This is a genomic window from uncultured Lamprocystis sp. (assembly GCF_903933125.1).
Taxonomy (GTDB): domain Bacteria; phylum Pseudomonadota; class Gammaproteobacteria; order Chromatiales; family Chromatiaceae; genus Thiodictyon.
Genome location: NZ_CAIZIZ010000144.1, coordinates 1 through 19,966, shown reverse-complemented (window position 1 = coordinate 19,966; position 19,966 = coordinate 1). Strand labels below are relative to the sequence as shown.

The following is a 19,966-nucleotide window of genomic DNA, read 5'->3' as shown; positions in this document are numbered from 1 at the left end:
AGAACCACCATGGCTTTGATCACAATGCGTCAACTGCTGGACCATGCCGCCGAGCATGGCTACGGCGTCCCGGCGTTCAACGTCAACAATCTGGAACAGATGCGCGCGATCATGGAGGCCGCCGCCGAGACCAACTCTCCGGTCATCGTCCAGGCCTCCGCCGGTGCCCGTAAGTATGCCGGCGCGCCCTTCCTGCGCCACCTGATCCTCTCCGCCATCGAGGAATGGCCGGATATCCCGGTGTGCATGCACCAGGATCACGGCACCTCCATGCCCATCTGCCAGCGCTCCATCCAGCTCGGCTTCTCCTCCGTCATGATGGACGGCTCGCTCGGCGAGGACGGCAAGACGCCCACCTCCTACGAGTACAACGTCGACATCACCAAGGCCGTGGTCGCCATCTCCCACGCCTGCGGCGTCTCGGTCGAAGGCGAACTGGGCTGCCTGGGCTCGCTCGAAACCGGCCAGGCCGGTGAAGAGGACGGCGTCGGCGCCGAGGGCACGCTGGACCACAGCCAGTTGCTCACGGACCCCGAAGAGGCTGCTGACTTCGTCGCCAAGACCAAAGTCGACGCGCTCGCCATCGCCATCGGCACCTCCCACGGCGCCTACAAGTTCACCCGTCCGCCCACCGGCGACATCCTGGCGATCGAGCGCATCAAGGAGATCAACGCCCGCATCCCCAACACCCATCTGGTGATGCACGGATCCTCGTCGGTGCCCCAGGAATGGCTGGCGATCATCAACAAGTTCGGCGGCGACATGGGTGAGACCTACGGCGTGCCCGTCTCCGAAATCGTCGAGGGCATCAAGCACGGCGTGCGCAAAGTCAACATCGACACCGACCTGCGCATGTCCTCCACCGGCGCCATCCGCCAGTTCTTTGCGGAACACCCGAAGGAATTCGACCCCCGCAAGTTCCTCGCGGTCGCCACCAAGGCGATGAAGGGCATCTGTAAGGATCGTTACGAAGCCTTCGGTACCGCCGGCAACGCCGGCAAGATCAAGGTGCTCTCCATGGATGCCATGACCACTCGCTACGCCAAGGGAGAGCTTGATCCCCAGATCAAGTAGTCTTTTTTTGGCTCGCGCCAAAAAAAATGAAGGGCGCCTCAGGGCGCCCTTTGTTTTTGGGCTGGTCAGTGGCGAGTCGGAAATCGGATAACCAACGAATACAATCGTTGTCGTTGTCGTTGTCGTTGTCGTTGTCGTTGTCGTAATCGAAGAGGCGATTCCATTTGGGCATGGAGCAGCCCGATGTCTATTGGGTTTCGATTCGCGACGTAGCTGGGGTGTACCAGGCCAAGCGGGACCAACGAGTCGTTGCGATGCCGTCAACGCGCGGACGCAGGTGCGACTGAAGTCGAACCTACATTGACCGGTAGCTAAATTGTCGGAAATCACCTAAGTGAACGGTCCCTAAAGCCGGTGAGCCAATGACCACCTCGACCTATGACCGAGATTTCCATGCCTGGTCGCAGGAGCAGGCGGACTTGTTGCGCGCACAGCGCTTCGCCGAGATCGATGTGGATCATCTGATCGAGGAGCTCGATGCCATGGGCGCGCGCGAGCGTCGGGAATTGATCAGTCGACTGAAGGTGCTGCTGGCGCATTTACTCAAATGGCAATTCCAACCGCACCTGCGCAGCCGAAGCTGGGAAGCGACGATCAAGGAGCAGCGCCTGTCGCTCCAAGATCTGGTGGATGAAAATCCGAGCTTCGAGGCGCTGCTGGAGCAGCAGGCGATCCCAAAGGCGTACCGCCTGGCCCGTCTGCTTGCGGTCAAGGAGACCAATCTTGAAGAGAGCACCTTTCCGCGGGATTGCCCCTATTCTTTGACAGAGACCCGCGACCTGGATTACTACCCCCAATAACCATCGCGGGCAACACGGGAGACAGCAGTTCCAAAGTGCCAGCGGCGAGGCTGAAGGTGGATGCGCTGCGCTTATCCGCCCTACAAAACCGACACCGCTGTAGGGTGGATAAGGCGCGCCGCTCGGTGTCAGGGATCCGGCACGGCGGTCGCGCGCGCCGCATCCACCAGGGGTCGCGCGATGCCGCCCAAATTTGGAATTGCTGCACGGGAGAACGCCATGACGCTATCTCCAACTCGATCCACTGCTGGAGTCCCGCATCGCCGAGGAGGCGCGCCGTCTCGGTGTCAGCCCATCGGACTTCATCAACGAGGTTCTGGAGCGGGCACTCGGCATGAAGAACCCTGCCGAGATCTATCGTCAGGTGTGCAGTTTCACGCCGATGGGCGATCCAAGCGCCTCGGAGAACATCGCGGACAAGGTCAAAGCGAGGCTCCGTGAAAACCATCCTGGTTGATGCCGGTCCATTGATCGCCTTGTTCGCGGCCGGTCGGCCGCCGCCATCTCGAACATCAACCGCCCATGTCTAAGGTGATTTCCGGGACATGATCTACCGACGTGTAGGGGCGACTTAAGTCGCCCCTACATGATAGAAATCGTCTTAGGGGCGATCCCGAACAGCACGGCGGCCTTGATCGTAATCCCGGCCAGCGGCGTGCGTAGTCAGGGCTTCCAGCCCTGACGGTGTCAGGCCAGGATGGCCTGACCACGCACCCGGCGAGTTCAAGTGGCCGGAATCTTGATCGAGGCCAGCACGGCGAGGCCGAAGCCAATGCATCTAGACAGGATTAACAAGATTTACAAGATGTTATTCATTTTCAATCTTGTAAATCTTGTTAATCCTGTCAAGAGATTTCGGAACTGGTCAGGGTCGTGACCGGTTCCGAAATCGCCGTAACCATGATCAAGGCCGCGCTCTTGTAGTGCCACTTAGCGATGTTATCCGTTGTAAGTGGATGATCTTATAAGTAGAATAAACTAGGATGTTACGCTTAGGTTAGAATGGTGAGCAAAGATGCTCACCGAGACTCCACCATGAGCCAGTACAACATCGCCGAAGCCCAGACCCAACTTTCCGAATTGACCCGCCGCGCCTTGGCCGGGGAAGAGATCGTTATAGCCCGAGACAGCGTTTCCTTGGTCCGGCTTGTGCCGGTTCAGCCACCCAAGCGACCCAGGCAGCCCGGTTCAGGCAAAGGGCAATTGCTCTGGATGGCGACGGATTTCGATGCCATCCCTGAAGAGTTCAAGGATTACACCTGATGCGGCTCTTGCTTGATATCCACAGCCTCCTGTAGTGGGGGGACGAAGACCCGCAACTCTCCCCGGAGGCCCGGCGCCGGATCGGCGATGAACATTAATGCCTACGGGGTTGCGCGCATCTGGTGATCTTTTCCAGACACGGGCCGCGGGTTCGCCATGCTTTCAAGTGACGATCATTAGCACCTCAAAGGGGTAGGGGGATACCAGCTTGAGGCCCAAAGCACTGGCGCAAGGACACTTCCTTATACGCTTGACGCATCTGTTCAACACCCTGCCGCTTCGCTCGTCCCTGTGTGACATCTATCGATAACTTAGGCGATTTCCGGAACACCGGATACCACCAACCATCGGCTCGGATGTCGATGCGACTTCAGTCGCACCTACACTGACCGGTATCCAAATTGTCGGAAATCGCCTTAGTATGTTTTTCTGCGCCACTGTCTTCATCCGCGCGTCCTGCGCCACCCCTTGGCTCGACCCGCGCCGATGCGCCGCCTGCTAGCCCAGTCGTTGCGCCTTCAACTTGAATAACCGCCGCCGACTCGGTCTGCCTAACTACGACGCTTGTCGAAAAGCATCAAATCTCTCTGCCAGGTAGTCCTGATTCGGTCTATCGTAGGGATGGTGCGGAAGAAAGATTCTAGCGCCGTTGAAAGCCTTTATCGCCTTTTCGAGCGTTGGTCCATCCTTTTGCGCTAAGACCGCGGCGGGTATATGGACTACCCCATCGGGATCAATGCCCAGCAGGTTTCGGTCGTAGGCGGCATGGTGTAATGTCGAGAGGCACAGTCCGTTGCTCACTTCCGGGTGCCCGCGTTCATCTCGGTCCGGGACTATGTGCGCGGCTTCCAGCAAACCAGGGATCGGCAATCCGGAAATCGCGCAGCGCCGTCCGTACGCGGTGAGCACCAACTCACGGAACTCCGCCTGGTGCAGTCGCACCTTTGCCTCGATCGTGCTGTATCGCCGGTCGATTCGATATGCCGGCGGATCTGGCTCTCGCTGATTCATTTCATACGGACTGCCTACAGCAACCATGCAGGATAGCAGAGTTGGTTGCCATTCTGTCACATAGCAGGGGAAAAGTATCTGGTATACAGCGGGGCTAATGCCATAGAAATATGCGAGTGGCGTCTGATCATCGAACGCTTCCCGCAAGCAAGTATTATCACGATTGGCGGCGTCGGTTCCTTGGAATGCGTAAACGAAATAGCCATCACCGCTTAGCGCGTCGTCATAGCGGGCGCTGCGACCTTGCCGCGGTTGGTTTGTCTTTATGCTGAGGACGCCGCATGTCATCTGGGTCGGCCTGTGGATGCCACGTGGTCTGCTGCCGAGGTAGACCCGTTCACCCTCGAAGTCGAAACCCTGCGAAATCGCTGCCCAGGGCACAGTTCCACTATATTCCTGCATCAGCCGAGCGCACTGAGTGAATGCCGCCAAACGGATGCTCTGGTCCTTGCTGGCCATCCTAACCTGACCCCCACCATAAACGCAATTGAACGCAGGTTGGTACCACGCCTGTCTGTCCGCACAGACTGAATCACCTGTCACTTTTCGTCACGCAAGCGTCCTCTCCGCCGAGGCATCGGATTCTCTCACGTGACCCAGGGTGGAGTGTAACATGGTATGACCCTCTAACAGTTGGTGCCGGATCGCGAGTCCTTGAAAGATAAGTTGTTGCGCCAAGGCGCCAGGCCCGGCAATATCTCTTGTTGTGCTATAGCCGTTCGGTAACTCATCTTGCGGGTGATCTGAGTACTGTCAATCAACTGTTGTATTCGTAGGATACCGAACCCTAGTCGGCGATCTGTGGCGGCGAGCCTGCTCGTTCAGTTGGGCAGGAAGGCTCCAGCCTTACCCTGCCGATCCAAGGCTGAAGCCAGGGACACCAGCCGGGCGGCGCCTGAGCTGGCCGGAACCATGGCCAAGGCCGCAGACGTTTAACCGGGCGCGCCGGGGATAGCGAACACTGCCTGCTCTTTCAGAAACCGCGCATTTTATGGCACATATCCATCATGGAAACCGCGAATCTCCTCATTCTGTCCATGACATGCCGGCCCTGATGCGCTGCAATCAACGTAGGCAACAGAGCGTTTGAAGTTGTGATCCGCCTACCCACATTCCTGTCCGCCCGCTCGTGCGGGCAAACCATCTCGATCTGCCGGGCGATTCAGGCAGCGGAGGACGATGTGGTCCTTGATGCCTCCGGACTAAAGTTCGTTGATCCTTTTGGTCTGACCCTCCTCGGTGCCGGTTTCCAGGAGTTGATCACATGGGGGCAGAGGGTCGTCGTCCATGGGCTCAGCGCCGACGTGGGCGGCTATCTACGGCGCATGGACCTGTTTGCGGGCGTGGAACTGCGCGACTGCGCTCCTGTCATGACCCGACGCCGCAATCGCCAAGACGCGCTGGTCGAACTGACCTGTATTCTTGACAGAGACACGGCCAGCGATGCGGCGGGGCGCTTGACGAACGCCTTGGTTGGGGCCGTTCCTGGCGTCGATCGCGACGAGGCGCCTGACCAGATGACCGGACTTACCGAAGTGGACCGACTCGGCATGCCGATTCAGTACGTCCTGAGCGAACTGCTCGAAAATGCCCTGACCCACGCGCGCCGCGTGGGGTACCAGGGGGCGCGTGTCTGGGTCGCCGGGCAATACTACCCAACCAATGACCTGGTGCGGTTGGCGGTCACTGATAACGGCTGCGGGTTTCTGGCGACCCTGCGGAATCATCCCGATCTTCGGGGGGAGACCCACCGTGACGCGATCCTGACCGCGATGAAGCCGCGGGTGAGTTGCAACCGGGACTTAGGGCTTCGCGAGGACACGACCAACGAGGGGGTCGGGTTGACAACGGTGTTGCGCAGAGCGCGGGCGGCAAGGCATTGATCGTCAGCGGCGATGCCTATCACAATCCGACGAGCGCGACCGGGTTGCTGACGAACCAGGCGTTCTGGCAAGGGGTTGCCATCGGGCTGGAGTTACGACGCGATAGGCTCAGAGATATCCGCATTGCCACACTTCTGCCGAGCGCGGAGGGGGTGCGCAGACCGCTGCGTTCTTCGTAGGTGCTTTACTTTCCTCTGGCTTCGACCCCATTATCCTGCCATGGACACGCCCACCCACCGTAAACATCTGCTGCTCAGCGCCCAATCGAAGGGTCGTTTTGCGGGCCTGCGCTCTGTTGCCGTGCCCCCTCGACAGCAGGCTGAAGAGGCGTTGCTGCAAGGCCATGAGGTGGTTTTCGACTTCGCCGGTCTGGCGGTGACCCAGTCCTTTGTTGATGAGTTGATCGGCGCACTGATCCTGCGTCATGGTCCCGATATTCTTGACCGCATCGTCTTCATGAACTGCTCGGACGACACGCGTGCCATTATCGAGTTCGTCGCTGCCGATCGCTGCGATCAGTGTTCGAGCGCCCGGCCTCACTGACGCTGTGACAGCGCGACGCCACACGCGTACCGGCGTCATCCGTTGCGATGTGCGACCTGCTCGACCCCAAGAATGACTATGTATTCAAGCGTCTGTTCGCCGACGCTCCGGACCTGCTGGTGGCGCTGATCAATGCCGTGCGCCGCTGCGCGGCGCCGATCACGCACATCGCGGTGAAGAATCCGGCTATCGATGCCGCGGAACTGCACGGCAAATACATCATTCTGGACCTGCGGGCCGAAGACGCCGCGGGCCGCCAATGCAATATCGAGATGCAGGTGCGCCGTTATCGCGCCTGGAGCGCGGTAGGTTGGGGTGAGGAACGAACCCCAACGATCGGCGGCCGGGATGTTGGGGTTCGTTCCTCACCCCAACCTACGGGCTGGCCGAGGCTAGGCAATGGTCCGCTGGACACACGGTCGACCTGCTTGCCGAATGGCGCAAGCTCAACCCTCAGTTATGAGGTATTCGCTGATGCTGACCGTTATTTCCGTCAAGGCCGTTGCGCCCGCGACAATCGAAGCTACCCTTTCCGACGGCAGAACGTTAATTGGAGGTTGCGACGATCATCGGCTCTGCCGGCTATGAGGCGCTGACGGACGCTGATTGCTTCGCGAATATCGTCGTAGCGGATTGGGGCCACGGTATCGAATGGCCAGCCATTGACCAGGGATTGTCGGTCGAGACCATGAATCGCATGGCGCGCGAACAGGCCGGCACCGCCTTCCCCACCGCAGGCTTCAATGCCTGGATGAAGCGCAACGGGCTCACCTTGAGCGCCGCGGCTCAAGCGCTCGGGCTGTCCCGCCGAACCATCGTCTATTACAACACCGGTCAAAAGCCCATCCCGATCTACATTGGCTTGGCGTGCGAGGGCTGGGAGGTTCGCAATCGTAGCCGGGCGGCCTAAGCTAGCCTGTTAGGTTGGGGTGAGGAACGAACCCCAACGATCGGCGGCCGGGATGTTGGGGTTCGTTCCTCACCCCAACCTACGGGCTACGGGCTCGCGTGTGAGTATCCCGAGCCGTCCGGCTCGGCCTCCCGTTCCGCGGGCTTGCCGCCGCCGCGCCCGCACTCCAGCCGCTCACTTTCAACACCTGTCTCTACGGGGAAATGACCATGACGATGAACGTCTTCGGCTATGCCGCCCAATCCGCCACCGATGATCTGACGCCATACCACTTCGAGCGCCGCGATCCGCGTCCCGACGATGTGGTGATCGAGATCCTCTACTGCGGCGTCTGTCACTCGGATCTGCACATGGCCCGCAACGACTGGGGCTGGAGCTTCTATCCGCTGGTTCCCGGTCACGAGATCATCGGGCGGGTGGTCAGCGTTGGCGCCGACGTCACGCGCTTCCAGCCGGGGGATGCCGTCGGCGTCGGCTGCATGGTCGACTCCTGCCGGCACTGCACGCCCTGCGAACAGGGGCTGGAGCAGTATTGCGAGCAGGGACACACCCTGACCTATAGCTCGTACGACCGCCATGATCAGCGCCCCACCTATGGCGGCTACTCGGAGCGGATTGTCGCCTCCGAGAGGTTCGTGCTGAAGGTACCTGCGGGGCTCGATCTGGCCGGTGCCGCGCCGCTGCTTTGCGCGGGAATCACCCTGTGGTCGCCGCTGCGGCATTGGCAGGTCGGTCCGGGGAGCCGGGTGGCCATCATCGGATTGGGCGGTCTGGGACACATGGGGCTCAAGCTGGCCAAAGCCCTCGGGGCCGAGGTGACGCTCTTCACGCGCTCCCCCGGCAAGGAGTCGGATGCCCGTCGACTGGGTGCCGAGCACATCGTGCTGTCTACCGAGGCGGCGCAGATGGAGGCGGCGAAAGGGCGTTTCGATCTGATCGTCGACACTGTCCCTTATGCTCACGACGTTAACCCTTATCTGTCCACGCTGACGCTCGACGGCACCCTGGTGCTGGTCGGGCTCGTGGGCGACCTGGAGCCCGCCCTCAGCACGGTTCCGCTGATCCTGGGTCGCAAGTCAGTGGCCGGGTCGGTGATCGGCGGCATCCCCGAGACCCAGGAGTTGCTCGATTTCTGCGGCGAGCACGGCATCACCTCGGACATCGAAGTCATCAAGATGCAGGAGATCAACACGGCCTACGAGCGGATGCTCAGGAGCGACGTCAAGTACCGATTCGTCATCGATCTGGCGTCGCTGCAGGCCTAGCCGACGCAAGACGGTGTCCGAAGACGCCGGGCGCGTTACGGTGCCGGTACGACAGCGCAACGCCCCAGTTCCGCTACACTGGACGCCTGTTCAACACCAACCCACCAGAGGAACCGCGGTGCCGAAAAAGCCGTCGAAGACCCCGCCGCCCGAGCCGGCTCAGATCAAGGCCGTCGAGCGGCTGCTCCGCGACCGGGACTATCCGCGGGCGATCGAGCGGGCACGGGTCCTGGTCCAGCGCTTCCCCGATCACGGCGGCGCCAACCAATTACTGGTGGATGCCCTGGACCTGGGCCGCGACCGGGGTGCGGCGGCCCTGGCCGCCTATCAGTGGCTGGAACGCCGTCCCAACAGTCCACGTGCGCTTGAGACCTTCTTCCCGTTGGCGATCGAGGCCCGCCATCTCGCATTGGCGTACCGCGTCGCGGAGCGCGCCCGGGCCCTGGGCGCCTTATCGGGGGTCGACCTGACCGACGCCGCGGGTCTGCAGGAGATCCTGCGCCAGCCCGACGGCTCGCAGATCACCCGCGAGCAGGCGGAGCAGTTCGATATCGGTCGATTGCATCTGAATGCCGATGATTTTGAGGGCGTGGTGCGGGTGCTGGACGGCTGCAGCATTCTTTCCGCCCGCAATAACCGCGCGTTCGCGCTCTTTCATCTGAACCGCGTCGAGGAGGCACTGACCGCTTTTCTGGAGGCCTGGGCGCAAGATCCGGAGAACCTGTTTGCCCTGGGCTGGGCACTGCGGCTGCGCCTGTATCTGGGCGATGAGACCGGCGCCAGGGCGCTTGGCGTCCCCTTGGCTCAGGCACCTGCCCGCCGTTCCGAGGATGCTTACGGGCAGCTCACCGCGCTGCTGTTGATCCACGAAGATCAGGCGGCCTGGGACACCTTCGAGCGTATGGAGCGGGCCGCGTGGGCCGCGAGCGAGCGCCGTCACCGGGTCGCTGAACGGCTCCATCTGGCTGCCGGGGCGGCCAGTCGGCTGGGGCGTGCCGATCAGGCACGCACGCTGTGGCGGGAGGCGCTGGAGCAGGATCCGCGGCATGCGACCGCCGCGGAAAACCTCGCCGTCCTGGAACGGGATGCGGCACCCCTGAGCTGTCCGGTGCTCTTCGGTTGGCGCCAGGTGCTGCCGATCGACTGGATGCGTCGACTGTCGGAGGCTGACGAGGCACACCTGGAGTCAGCGCTCGGCGCCTTGACCGCCCGCGATGCCTATCTGGAAACGATCTATCTGGCCGGCGATGCGACCGTGCGTGCCTTGGGCGCACAATTGCTGACCCATCGGCTGACGCGCGAGTCACCGGTTCAGCCCATCCCAGGCGGGCCGCCCGAACGGCGCGCCGCAGCCATTCTTCGGGATCTGGCGCGCCGGCCCGTCGGCACCCCGCAGGAACGCGGCGAATTGCTCCGCACGCTACGCGAGAGCGGTGTGGTCGACAGTGACGAGACAGTGCAGTTTTGGGACGGCAAGGTGTTGCGCTCGGTTCAACTGGTCTCGACCCAGATCGATCGGGCGCCGCGGCCGACCGATCTTCCAGCCGACCTCGAGGCGCTGCTCATCGAGGCCGCGGACTTCACTCGGATGGGTGAGTTCGCGGCCTCTGATGCGCGTCTCAACGCCATTCTGGAACGCGTTCCGGACCATCCGATCGCGCTGGGTAACCTGGCGGTACTCCGGGCCCGGCAGGGTCGGGACACCGAGTGCCGGGAACTCTACGCTCGGGTGGTCACGGCTCACCCCGACTACCTGTTCGCGCGCTGCAATTTGGCGGTGTTGCTGGTCGAGGATGGCGACTTGGCCAGGGCCGGGGCGTTACTGGATGGTCTGCTGCAACGGCCGCGGCTCCACCTGCAGGAGGTCTTTGCCTTGTATGGTGCCTTGGCCATGCTGCACCGTGCCCAAGGCGAGGACGCATCAGCCGACGCGCTCATTGCCAATCTGGAGCAATTGGCCCAAACCGATGATGACAGACACCGGCTCGCGCTGGCCAAGGCGCGGGTGGCGCTGGCCACGCCGCCTATGGGGCGTTTCATTGAGAACCTCACCGCCTTGCTCAGGGTGCCGCCCCAATCGGACGCAGTGCTGCGGGGGAAGTAGAGCCTTCACACCTGATGGCCGGATATCAACCACGATCATTGCGGCAGGCCATGCTCATCCCAGGGCAGAGGATCATAGGCGTCCTCTCGTTCCGGGATCAGGTCGATTTGGGCCAGCAGGGCCGCGAGGCGACCGAATCCCTCAGCGTCCGCTTGCGCCGCATCAATGCTGACCAGGTGCTCGTTTGGCGGGGCAGGGGGGAGTGTCTGAGCGCGGTTGCCAAGCTGCAGGGCGCGGTCCTCGTCTATGGTATGCAACCGCTCAAAGAGGGCGATATCGACGATTGCCGCGACCCGCTTCCCGCTCTTGGTGATGACGATCGAATCGCCACGGTACTGAATCTCGTTGAGTAACTCCCCGAGATTCTGCCGGACCGTCATCGCCGGGGCTTCACGAACCATGTCAATCACCTCAATTGTTGTGAATGGGGTGAGCTTAGGGACAAAAGATCGGCGCGACAAGGCCGACTGATGCGGATGCCGACGGGCGGCCTTTCATCGAGAACCTCACCGCCTTGCTCAGGGTGCCGCACCGAGCGGACGGGGTGCCGCGGGGGTAGTACACTGTTCAACCCCAAGCCGCCGGAGAAACCGCAGTGCCGAAAAAGCCGTCGAAGACCCAGCAAGCCAAGACCCCGCAGCCCGAGCCGGCCCAGTTCAAGGCCATCGAACGGTTGCTCAGGGACGGTGACTACCAGCGGGCGGTCGAGCGGACGCAGATCCTGGTCCAACGGTTTCCCGATCACGGCGGCGCCAATCATCTGTTGCTGCAGGCCCTGGAGCGGGGTCAGAGTCGCGGCGCGGCGACCCTGGCCGCATATCATTGGGCGGAACGTCGGCCGCGGAGTCCGCGGGCGCTGGAAACCTTGTTTCGGTTTGCCCTCGCGGGCCATCATCTGTTCTTGGCCAATCGGGTCGCGGACCAGTTACGGGACCTGGGTGCTCTGGCCGGGAGTGCGCTCCCCGACATCGCAAACCTGGATGCGTTGTTGGAACAGCCCGACGGTTCGCGGGCGACCCGCGCGCAGATGGAACAGTTTGATATCGGCAAGCTGTACCTGGAAGCCAATGATTTCGCGGGTGCCGTCCGGGCATTGGACGGTCTTGCCCTCACCTCGGCCCGCAACAACCGGGCGGTCGCCTTCTTTCACCAGGACCGTATCGCGGAGGCGCTGGCGTGTTTCCTGGATGCCTGGCAGCACGACCAGGGCAACCTTTTCGCCCTGGGTTGGGCGTTGCGGCTGCGGCTGTATCAGGGCGATGAAACCGGCGTCCGCGCGCTCGTTGCCCCCTTGGCTCAAGTCCAGGCGCGCCGTGTCGAGGATGCCTATGGTCAGCTCTCCGGCCTGTTGCTGATCCGGGAGGACCAAGCCGCCTGGGAGGCGTTCGCGGGTGCCGATCAGGCGGCTTGGATCAACAGCGAGACCGATCCCCTGGTTACCGAACGGCTCAACCTGGGAGCGGGTGCCGCCAGTCGGCTGGGACAGGCCGAGCAGGCAGCGGCGTTGTGGCGGCAGACTCTGGAGCGTGCCCCGCATCATGCGGCGGCGGAAGAGAATCTGGCCATCCTGGAACGGGACGGGGGGCCCCCGGCTCACCCGGCACTGTTCAACTGGACCCATGTGCTGCCTATCGATTGGGTGAACCGACTGCGCGCGGCGGACCCAGCGTCCGTGGATACCTGCTTCGACGAGCTGAGCGCGACCGACACCTATCTGGAGGCGAGCTATCTGGCCGGCGACTCATTGGTGCGTTTCTTCGCCACGCAACTGCTGAAGCATCGGCTGACGCGCGAGTCGCAGACCGAGCCTCCGGCGGACGGTCAACCCGAACGGCGCGCGGCAACCATCCTGCGCGACCTGGCACGGTTGCCGGTCGGTACCGAGCAAGAGCGCCTCGGGTTGCTGCGCGCGCTCCGCGAGTGCGGTCTGGTCGGGGACCATGAGACCGTTCAATACTGGGGCAGTACGGCGATGCGTGAGGCCAGACTGCTGGAGACCGAAATCTATCGCCAGCCTGATCCGCCCGATCTGCCGGAGGATCTTCAGGCCCTGCTCGATGAATCGGTGGGTTTGATTCACGATCGCGAGCTGGTGGCCGCCGAGGCCTGTGTCCATGCGGTCCTGGGGCGCGTCCCGGACCATCAGGCTGCCATGGGTAACCTGGCGGCTATCCGCTCCATGCAGGGACGGGATGCGGAGTGCCGGGACCAGTTGCGACGGACGATCACGGCGCATCCCGACTATTTGTTCGCCCGTGTGAATCTGGCCGGCTTATTGATCGAGGACGGGGATCTGGAGGAGGCCAAGACCTTGCTGAGCGGTCTTGGGAGCCGCCCGCGGCTCCACATTCAGGAGGCGTTTGCCCTCTACGGTGTCCTGGCGATGCTCAACCGCGCCACGGGCGAGTACGCGTCCGCCGATGCCCTGATCGCCAGTCTGGAAGGCATGGTTCAAACCGACGAGGATCGGCGCCTGCTGGCCACGGCCAAGGCGCGGGTGGCGCGTGCCAGTCGGGGGGGATTATCGCGGCGGCGGATTGCGGGTCCAGGTGCGGCTTGAGGCCGCCTGCACGCACCGACGGGGTCGGCGAATTTGGCGACCTGGACGATCTGGATCCCACCTGCTGCGGCATGAAGGTTTCGGGATCTCGTCAGATCCGGCTGACCGACGTCCTCAGGCGGCAAAACCAAGCGTGCTTGGTGCTGCGTCGCGGCGGGCGCGCCACCGCGCCCAAACCTTTTCATGAAAATCGCCTTACGCGATTCCTGGGAGGCAATATCACGACAGCGCATTTCTGTACGATTGGTAGGGCATTAGGGGCGACTGAAGTCGCCCCTACATTAGCCCTCGTACCTGATATCCGGACAGACACTCGTGTAGGGGCGGGCTAAAAACCCGCCGCTAAGTCCGGCTATCACGTCCGACAGCTAATCTCGCCCCTACCGATCGGTAGACCCTTTGCCGGAAGTCGCCTTAGGGCGTCACTTGCGTTTCTTCAGCCGGCGGCGACGCCCCTGGTAGGCGGCGATCTGTTTGATGATGTCCTGAAAGGGTAGGGCGTCCAGTCCACCGAAGCGGACCAGCGCGGTGCGGACGGTATCGTGGATATCGGCGATACGCACGGGGATGGGTTGGTCCGGCGTCAGCGCCGCCTGGAGTCCGCGCAGTCCGCCGACCTGGATGCGCATGGCCTTGGTGTGGGGCAGGGCGGCGGCGTCGGGGGTCCCGACACCCGCGGGGGTCTTGAGGGCGAAGCGCGCCTGACGCCGCAGGGTGCTCAGCAGTTCGGTGCAGTCGGCCAGTGCTTGGTCTGCTGCGCAACGGACGCCCTCGCGTTCGGCGATACAGAACTTTTGGGCCAGGGAACAGGCACCATTGCTGGTCAGAATGGTTTTCTCAAACACACAAGCGCGGGTGTTGACCGCTCGGTAGGTGTCACGGAAGGCGTCATTGTCCATGGCGGGGCGTTCGCTAGTCCGCGCTCGTGAAGCGCTGGATCTGGCGCCGATCGCGTTTGGTGGGCCGCTCGCCCGTGGTATCGACAGGCCCGGCCTCACGCCGTTGGCGTAGCAGATCCTGGCGCCGCAGCACGCTGGATTCATCCTCGCGGTACAGCAGCACGGCCTCGCTGGCGGGGCGGCGTTGGTTGCTGACCGCCAGCACGTCGAGCTCCCAGGCAAAGGTGTCTTTGTGGATGGAGAGCCGGGTGCCGGCACGGATGCCGTGTCCGGGCTTGGCGCGCTGGCCGTTGACCTGGATCTTGCCGCCATTGATGGCCTCCACCGCCAGCCGGCGCGTCTTGAAGAAGCGCGCTGCCCAGAGCCACTTGTCCAGGCGAACCTCGTCGGGTGGCGCGGCACTGTTCATCGTCCGAGCAGCGTATCGAGTTCGCCCCGCGCATCCAGTCGGGCCAGATCGTCATAGCCCCCCACGTGCCGGTCATTGATGAAGACCTGGGGCACGGTGCGGCGGCGGCTGCGCTCGATCATGATCCGCAACTGGTCGCGGTCGCCGTCGACGCGTATTTCCGCGAACTCGACCCCTTTGGCATGCAGCAGTTTCCGGGCGCGGGTGCAGTAGCTGCAGAACGCCTTGGCGTACATCACGATCTGGGGCATCGAAGCGCTCCCTGTCGTTGCTTCTTGGTTGATGGTTCGTGGTTGCAAGTTGAAGGGTCCGAGCCGGCATTTTGTACGGAATCTTGAAATCTGGTTGCCGCGCCCGGAATACAATTGTCCCAAGGCAGACTGTCTCTGCCAAGGACCATACGAGTGCAGCATGTATCGAGACGCCCCCCATCCGACCCGCCTGGAAGATTATCGCCCGCCGGAGTTTCTGATCGACCAGGTGGATCTGCACTTCGACCTGGACCTGGCTTTCACGCGGGTCGCGGCGGAGTTGACAATCCGCCGCAATCCGGCGGCAACCCGCGGCGACGGCAGCCTGACCCTGCACGGTGAGCAGTTGGCGCTGGATCAGGTCGCCATCGACGGGCATCGCCTGACCCCGGCGGAATATCGGGTGGACGCCGAGTCCCTGACGCTGCTGCGCGTGCCGGATCGCTTCCGCCTGCAGACCCGGGTGCATATCCATCCCGCTCAGAATACCGCGCTGGAGGGACTTTACCAGTCCGGTGAGATGTTGTGCACCCAGTGCGAGGCGGAGGGCTTCCGGCGCATCACCTATTTTCTCGATCGGCCGGACGTGATGGCGCGTTATACCGTGACCCTGGCGGCGGACCGGACGCGGTTCCCGGTGCTCCTGTCGAACGGGAATCTGCTTGAGGCACGTGATCTCGAGGGCGGCCGGCATCAGGTCCGTTGGGAGGATCCGTTCCCGAAACCGAGTTATCTCTTCGCGCTCATTGCCGGGGAACTGGGCGTGGTCGAGGACACTTTCACCACCGCTTCCGGTCGGCCGGTCGGTTTGCGCATCTATGTCGAGCCCCAGAATCTGGACAAGTGCGATCACGCCATGCGCTCGCTCAAGAAGGCGATGCGCTGGGACGAGGAGCACTACGGCCGTGAGTATGACCTGGATCTCTTCATGATCGTGGCGGTCAGTCATTTCAACATGGGGGCCATGGAGAATAAAGGGCTCAATGTCTTCAATGACAAGTTTGTCCTGGCGCGCCCGGAGACCGCGACCGACCAGGACTTTCTGGGTGTCGAGGGGGTCATCGCCCACGAGTATTTCCATAACTGGACGGGTAATCGGATCACCTGCCGCGATTGGTTTCAATTGAGTCTCAAAGAGGGCTTCACCGTCTTTCGCGACCAGGAGTTTTCGGCCGATATGGGCTCGCGGGGGGTCACGCGCATCAGTGATGTTCGCGCGCTGCGTGCGGCGCAGTTTGCCGAGGACGGGGGGCCGATGGCTCACCCGGTGCGACCGACGTCATACATTGAGATCAATAATTTCTACACCTCGACGGTCTATGAGAAAGGCGCCGAGGTCGTGCGCATGCAAGCGAATCTGCTTGGCCCCGAGATCTTTCGGCGGGCGACTGATCTCTACTTTGAGCGGCATGACGGTCAGGCGGTGACCACGGATGATTTCGTGACCTGCATGGAAGACGCGAGCGGTCGCGATCTCACGCAATTCCGTCGGTGGTACGCGCAGGCGGGAACGCCCGAACTGCGGGTAAAAGGCGATTATGTCGCGGCGGACGGCAGCTATACGCTGACCGTGCGTCAACACACCCCGGCCACACCGGGTCAACCGCAAAAGGGGCCGCTGCACCTGCCGTTCGCGGTCGGGCTGCTGGGTCGCGACGGTGAGGCCTTGCCATTGCGTCTTGATGGCGAGGACGAAGCCGCCGCCACGCACGGTACCCGGATGCTGGAGGTCCGCGCCGTACTGGAGCGGTTCCGTTTCGTCGGACTCAAAGAGCGGCCAGTCCCCTCCTTGTTGCGTGGTTTCTCCGCCCCGGTCAAGCTGCAGTGTGACTTCAGTGACGACGACTTGCAGTTCCTCATGGCACAGGACACCGATGGCTTCGCCCGTTGGGATGCCGCTCAGACGCTGATGCAGCGCATTCTGCTCGGCTTGGTCGCAAGTCCGCACAAGTCGGTGCCGACATCCTTCTTTGCGGCATTTCGTGACACCTTGCTCGACGCCCGGGGCGAGCCGGCCCTGCGCGCCGAAGTGTTGACTCTGCCTGGGGAGTCTTACCTGGCGGATCAGATGGCGGTCGTGGACGTCGACGGTATCCACCGTGCCGGCGAGTCGCTGCGCCGTCGCATCGGGGAAGAACTCGGTACGGACCTGCTGTCTGTTTACAGGGCCCAGACGGAGTCCGGACCCTACGCCTTCACTCCGGAGGCCATCGGTCGGCGTGCTCTGAACAATCTGACACTGTCCTATCTGATGGCGGCCGACACGCCGGACGCCCTGACATTGTGCAATGACCAATTCGCCGCCGCCCATAACATGACCGATGTGATGGCCGCGCTGCGGCTGCTGGTCGACCACGGCGGTTCCGCGGGTGAGGAGGCGTTGGCCGCTTTCTACGATCGCTGGTCCGCGCAGCCACTGGTGATCGACAAGTGGTTCAGTATTCAGGCGACCAGCAGTCGCGCGGATGTGCTGGAGCGCGTGGTGGGACTGATGACGCATGCTGATTTCTCGATGCGGAATCCCAATCGGGTGCGCAGTCTCATCGGCGCCTTCTGTACCGCCAACCCGGTGCGCTTCCATGCCGCTGATGGGGCAGGCTACCGTTTTCTCGCTGACCGTATTCTCGAATTGGATCCGCTGAATCCGCAGATCGCCTCGCGACTGCTCAAATCGATGAGTCGTTGGCGGCGCTATGACCCGGCGCGTCAGGCCCTGATGCGTGCCGAGATCGCGCGCATCCTGGCGGTCGATGCGCTGTCGAAGGATGTCTATGAGGTGGCGGCAAAGACCTTGGAAGATTAGCAACGAGTCAAGAACAACTTAAACACAATCGTTGTCGTTGTCGTAATCGGATAAGCGATTCAAGTTTGGCATAGAGGTAGTCATGATAGAGACGGCACGCTATGACACCGACTTCCACGCGTGGGCGTTACAGAGCGCTCGGTTGCTGCGTGAAGGCAAGCTGACACAACTGGATACCGAGCATATTGCCGAGGAATTGGAAGGCATGAGTGCGAGCGAACGTCGTGAGTTGCTGAGCCGCTTGCAAGTGTTGCTTCTGCATCTGCTGAAACACCAGTATCAGCCGGAGCGCCGCAGCAAGAGTTGGCGATTGACCATCAATCATCAACGCACGGCCATCGAGCGTTTGTTGGAACAGTCGCCAAGTTTGAACAACTTACTCAACGCCGATGTGCTCGTCAAGGTCTACGGTAAAGCGGTGCGCGATACGGTGATTGAAACGGATCTGGAGCAGCATCTGTTTCCGGTGGTATGCCCCTATCGCCTCGAGCAAATCCTGGATGAGGACTGGTTGCCGGAGTCTTGATCGCAGGGCCTGGATCATATAGCCATCGGACGTGATAACCTGACGTAGGGGCGGGTTTTAAACCCGCCCCTAGATCAAGGCTATGTCCGCCCTCAACGCGATTGCTCAAGCACCGAAAAAGGTGCGTGCCAGCAGCGTGATCAGTTGGCTGAAGGAACGCACCGTTTCAAGCGGAACGCCCTGTCCGCTGAGGCTGCCGCTGATCTTGGTGTGCATGGGCAGGCGCTCGGTCTTGCCGTCCACCAGCGTCTCGACGTACATGCCCTGGTCCATCATGATCGCGCCGCCGAGACCGTCGGCCGCCGCGAACATGTCGCCGTCCCCGGTCGGCGCGGCAAACATGGCATCGTCGCTCGCCGTTTCGGCACTGGGGAGCGTGAGGACCAGATTGTATTGAGTGCGGTCCTTGACGCCCGGCACGTCGACCCACGGCATGTTCCCTTTCAAGGCATAGGATTTGTCGCCACAGGTGGCGGTCAAATCCATGAACCAACTCTTCGATTGGTACGCGAAGGCCATACTCCCGCGCCAGGTGCAGCCCTTGTCGCTGGCAAAACCGGCGGAGGGGATGAAGAGATCGGGTATCTCGACCGTGTCGACGCGGGTATCGACCATGGTTCCGGCATCACCGACCGTATCGCGCAGGTGTTTGAGGACCGAGTCTTTGAGCATCCCGGCAGTGGCCGACGGATTCTCGGGCTTGAGTTTGATCATCCCGGCCACGCTGCTGGAGGACGCCGGAACCTTGCCGACCGGGAGATAGGTCACCAGGATCTTCGACATATCCGTCGTCCCATCGGTCTCGACGACGAATCCGCCGGTGTATTGGGCGCGTGGGAAGCGCTGGCTGGCGTCGCGCGGGTTGATGATGGCCCCGTTGCCGGAAATTGCGCATTCCTCATTGCCCTTGACCAGTCCGCCGAGCGCGCTGGTGCCGGCTCTGCACTCGAGGTTGAAGGTGCTGATCACCTGACTATCGGTGAGTCCGATGGTGAACTTGTCGCGCTGTTTCGCGTCTTTAAGCGACGGCATGTTCGCCTCGCCGGTGAAGGTCACCATGGCGGGCGCCGTCTCTGCCGCCAAGACCGGCAGGACGGACAGACTCAGCAGCGCTGCGGCCAAGGCCGCGGGCAGGGACCTGATTGACATGAGATCGACTCCTGTTGTGCTGTATGGTGTTGCCGGTCCGGGGCGGCACCGGCAGGTTGCGCAACGACCCGTTGCCGGTACCTTTACTCCGGTTGATCGGTGCGGCTGAGCACGAGCGCAGCGGTTTCGGCTCCGACCTTCCTTCCGGGCGTCAGAATGCTTACACTTTTTGAAATCATCAAGACGTGAGTGTTGACTCAAGCGATCGTTCGGGCCGTTGCTCTAAGGTCGCACTCGTCAACCACAGGATAGCATCGGTCCACGCGTACTGCCGTCGGTCGTCGTTCCCCCCCTTTGGATCAGGTCGCTTCGGGACCGGGAAAGTCACCTGGAGGATGGGCAGAGCGCAGCGAAATCCATCCCGTGCATCCGATTGCACGACGCGTCCCCCGCACCTCTGCGCAGGCCTTGGTACCCATGAAACATCGGCCTTGATCATTAATCCGGCCAGACCCAAGCCGGCACTCGTCGCGGCCGGGGCCGCTCCTACCGTAGGAGCGGCCCGCGGCCGCGACG

19 protein-coding genes are annotated in these 19,966 nt (G+C 62.3%); 13 read left to right on the top strand and 6 right to left on the bottom strand.

Features of this window, described 5'->3' with window-relative positions; genetic code table 11:
- Positions 1-9: 9 nt before the first annotated feature.
- The 4 genes from fba to QZY03_RS06985 all read left to right on the top strand — a co-directional run bounded on the left by fba (position 10) and on the right by QZY03_RS06985 (position 3,137).
- Entirely contained in the window at positions 10-1,074 is a 1,065-nt protein-coding gene (fba, locus tag QZY03_RS07000) for a class II fructose-bisphosphate aldolase (RefSeq protein WP_026199608.1), read from the top strand.
- Positions 1,075-1,436: 362 nt separating this feature from the next.
- Positions 1,437-1,874 (top strand): DUF29 domain-containing protein, encoded by a 438-nt coding sequence (locus tag QZY03_RS06995; protein ID WP_295579497.1) that lies wholly within the window; start codon positions 1,437-1,439, stop codon positions 1,872-1,874.
- Positions 1,875-2,208: 334 nt separating this feature from the next.
- Entirely contained in the window at positions 2,209-2,331 is a 123-nt protein-coding gene (locus QZY03_RS06990; RefSeq protein ID WP_295579495.1) for a hypothetical protein, read from the top strand.
- Positions 2,332-2,909: 578 nt separating this feature from the next.
- Entirely contained in the window at positions 2,910-3,137 is a 228-nt protein-coding gene (locus QZY03_RS06985) for a type II toxin-antitoxin system prevent-host-death family antitoxin (protein ID WP_295579493.1), read from the top strand.
- A gap of 555 nt (positions 3,138-3,692) precedes the next feature.
- Here the strand turns inward: QZY03_RS06985 and QZY03_RS06980 are convergent.
- Positions 3,693-4,607, bottom strand: a complete 915-nt coding sequence (locus QZY03_RS06980) for an HNH endonuclease (RefSeq protein WP_295579491.1) — start codon at positions 4,605-4,607, stop codon at positions 3,693-3,695.
- Positions 4,608-5,242: 635 nt separating this feature from the next.
- Between QZY03_RS06980 and QZY03_RS06975 the strand changes: the two genes are divergently transcribed.
- From QZY03_RS06975 to QZY03_RS06950, 6 genes are all read left to right on the top strand, one after another.
- Positions 5,243-6,031, top strand: coding sequence for an ATP-binding protein (locus QZY03_RS06975; protein WP_295579488.1), 789 nt, complete (start codon positions 5,243-5,245; stop codon positions 6,029-6,031).
- A 219-nt stretch (positions 6,032-6,250) separates the two neighbouring features.
- Positions 6,251-6,574, top strand: coding sequence for an STAS-like domain-containing protein (locus QZY03_RS06970; RefSeq protein ID WP_295579485.1), 324 nt, complete (start codon positions 6,251-6,253; stop codon positions 6,572-6,574).
- A gap of 47 nt (positions 6,575-6,621) precedes the next feature.
- Complete coding sequence (locus QZY03_RS06965; RefSeq protein WP_295579482.1) at positions 6,622-7,170, top strand: PD-(D/E)XK nuclease family transposase; 549 nt, start codon at positions 6,622-6,624, stop codon at positions 7,168-7,170.
- Positions 7,125-7,484: a hypothetical protein gene (locus QZY03_RS06960; protein ID WP_295579479.1), complete on the top strand. Its 360-nt coding sequence runs from the start codon at positions 7,125-7,127 to the stop codon at positions 7,482-7,484. The genes QZY03_RS06965 and QZY03_RS06960 overlap by 46 nt, the downstream gene beginning before the upstream one ends.
- Before the next feature lie 209 nt (positions 7,485-7,693).
- On the top strand, positions 7,694-8,749 hold the full coding sequence (locus tag QZY03_RS06955) for an NAD(P)-dependent alcohol dehydrogenase (RefSeq protein WP_295579476.1): 1,056 nt from the start codon (positions 7,694-7,696) through the stop codon (positions 8,747-8,749).
- Between the two features lie 118 nt (positions 8,750-8,867).
- A complete protein-coding gene (locus QZY03_RS06950; RefSeq protein WP_295579474.1) occupies positions 8,868-10,853 on the top strand; it encodes a hypothetical protein in 1,986 nt (661 codons plus the stop codon).
- 35 nt (positions 10,854-10,888) lie between these two features.
- On the opposite strand, the gene QZY03_RS06945 is transcribed toward QZY03_RS06950, so the two are convergent.
- Positions 10,889-11,254 carry a type II toxin-antitoxin system prevent-host-death family antitoxin gene (locus QZY03_RS06945; RefSeq protein ID WP_295579472.1) on the bottom strand — a complete coding sequence of 122 codons (366 nt, stop codon included), beginning with the start codon at positions 11,252-11,254 and terminating at the stop codon, positions 10,889-10,891.
- Between the two features lie 194 nt (positions 11,255-11,448).
- On the opposite strand from QZY03_RS06945, the gene QZY03_RS06940 reads away from it, so the two are divergent.
- Complete coding sequence (locus QZY03_RS06940) at positions 11,449-13,413, top strand: hypothetical protein (RefSeq protein ID WP_295579469.1); 1,965 nt, start codon at positions 11,449-11,451, stop codon at positions 13,411-13,413.
- Positions 13,414-13,835: 422 nt separating this feature from the next.
- Here the strand turns inward: QZY03_RS06940 and QZY03_RS06935 are convergent, their stop codons facing one another.
- The 3 genes from QZY03_RS06935 to grxC are packed head-to-tail and all read right to left on the bottom strand — an operon-like array spanning position 13,836 to position 14,972.
- A complete protein-coding gene (locus tag QZY03_RS06935; RefSeq protein WP_295579466.1) occupies positions 13,836-14,312 on the bottom strand; it encodes a hypothetical protein in 477 nt (158 codons plus the stop codon).
- Positions 14,313-14,325: 13 nt separating this feature from the next.
- Positions 14,326-14,721, bottom strand: coding sequence for a S4 domain-containing protein (locus QZY03_RS06930; RefSeq protein WP_295579463.1), 396 nt, complete (start codon positions 14,719-14,721; stop codon positions 14,326-14,328).
- Positions 14,718-14,972, bottom strand: coding sequence for a glutaredoxin 3 (gene grxC, locus QZY03_RS06925; RefSeq protein WP_295579460.1), 255 nt, complete (start codon positions 14,970-14,972; stop codon positions 14,718-14,720). Before grxC ends, QZY03_RS06930 begins: the two co-directional genes overlap by 4 nt.
- 160 nt (positions 14,973-15,132) lie before the next feature.
- Between grxC and pepN the strand changes: the two genes are divergently transcribed.
- Both pepN and QZY03_RS06915 read left to right on the top strand, forming a co-directional pair.
- Complete coding sequence (gene pepN, locus QZY03_RS06920; protein ID WP_295579458.1) at positions 15,133-17,775, top strand: aminopeptidase N; 2,643 nt, start codon at positions 15,133-15,135, stop codon at positions 17,773-17,775.
- Positions 17,776-17,857: 82 nt separating this feature from the next.
- Complete coding sequence (locus tag QZY03_RS06915; protein ID WP_295579455.1) at positions 17,858-18,301, top strand: DUF29 domain-containing protein; 444 nt, start codon at positions 17,858-17,860, stop codon at positions 18,299-18,301.
- A gap of 105 nt (positions 18,302-18,406) precedes the next feature.
- Here the strand turns inward: QZY03_RS06915 and QZY03_RS06910 are convergent, their stop codons facing one another.
- Positions 18,407-19,450, bottom strand: coding sequence for a hypothetical protein (locus QZY03_RS06910; RefSeq protein WP_295579453.1), 1,044 nt, complete (start codon positions 19,448-19,450; stop codon positions 18,407-18,409).
- Positions 19,451-19,966 lie beyond the last annotated feature (516 nt).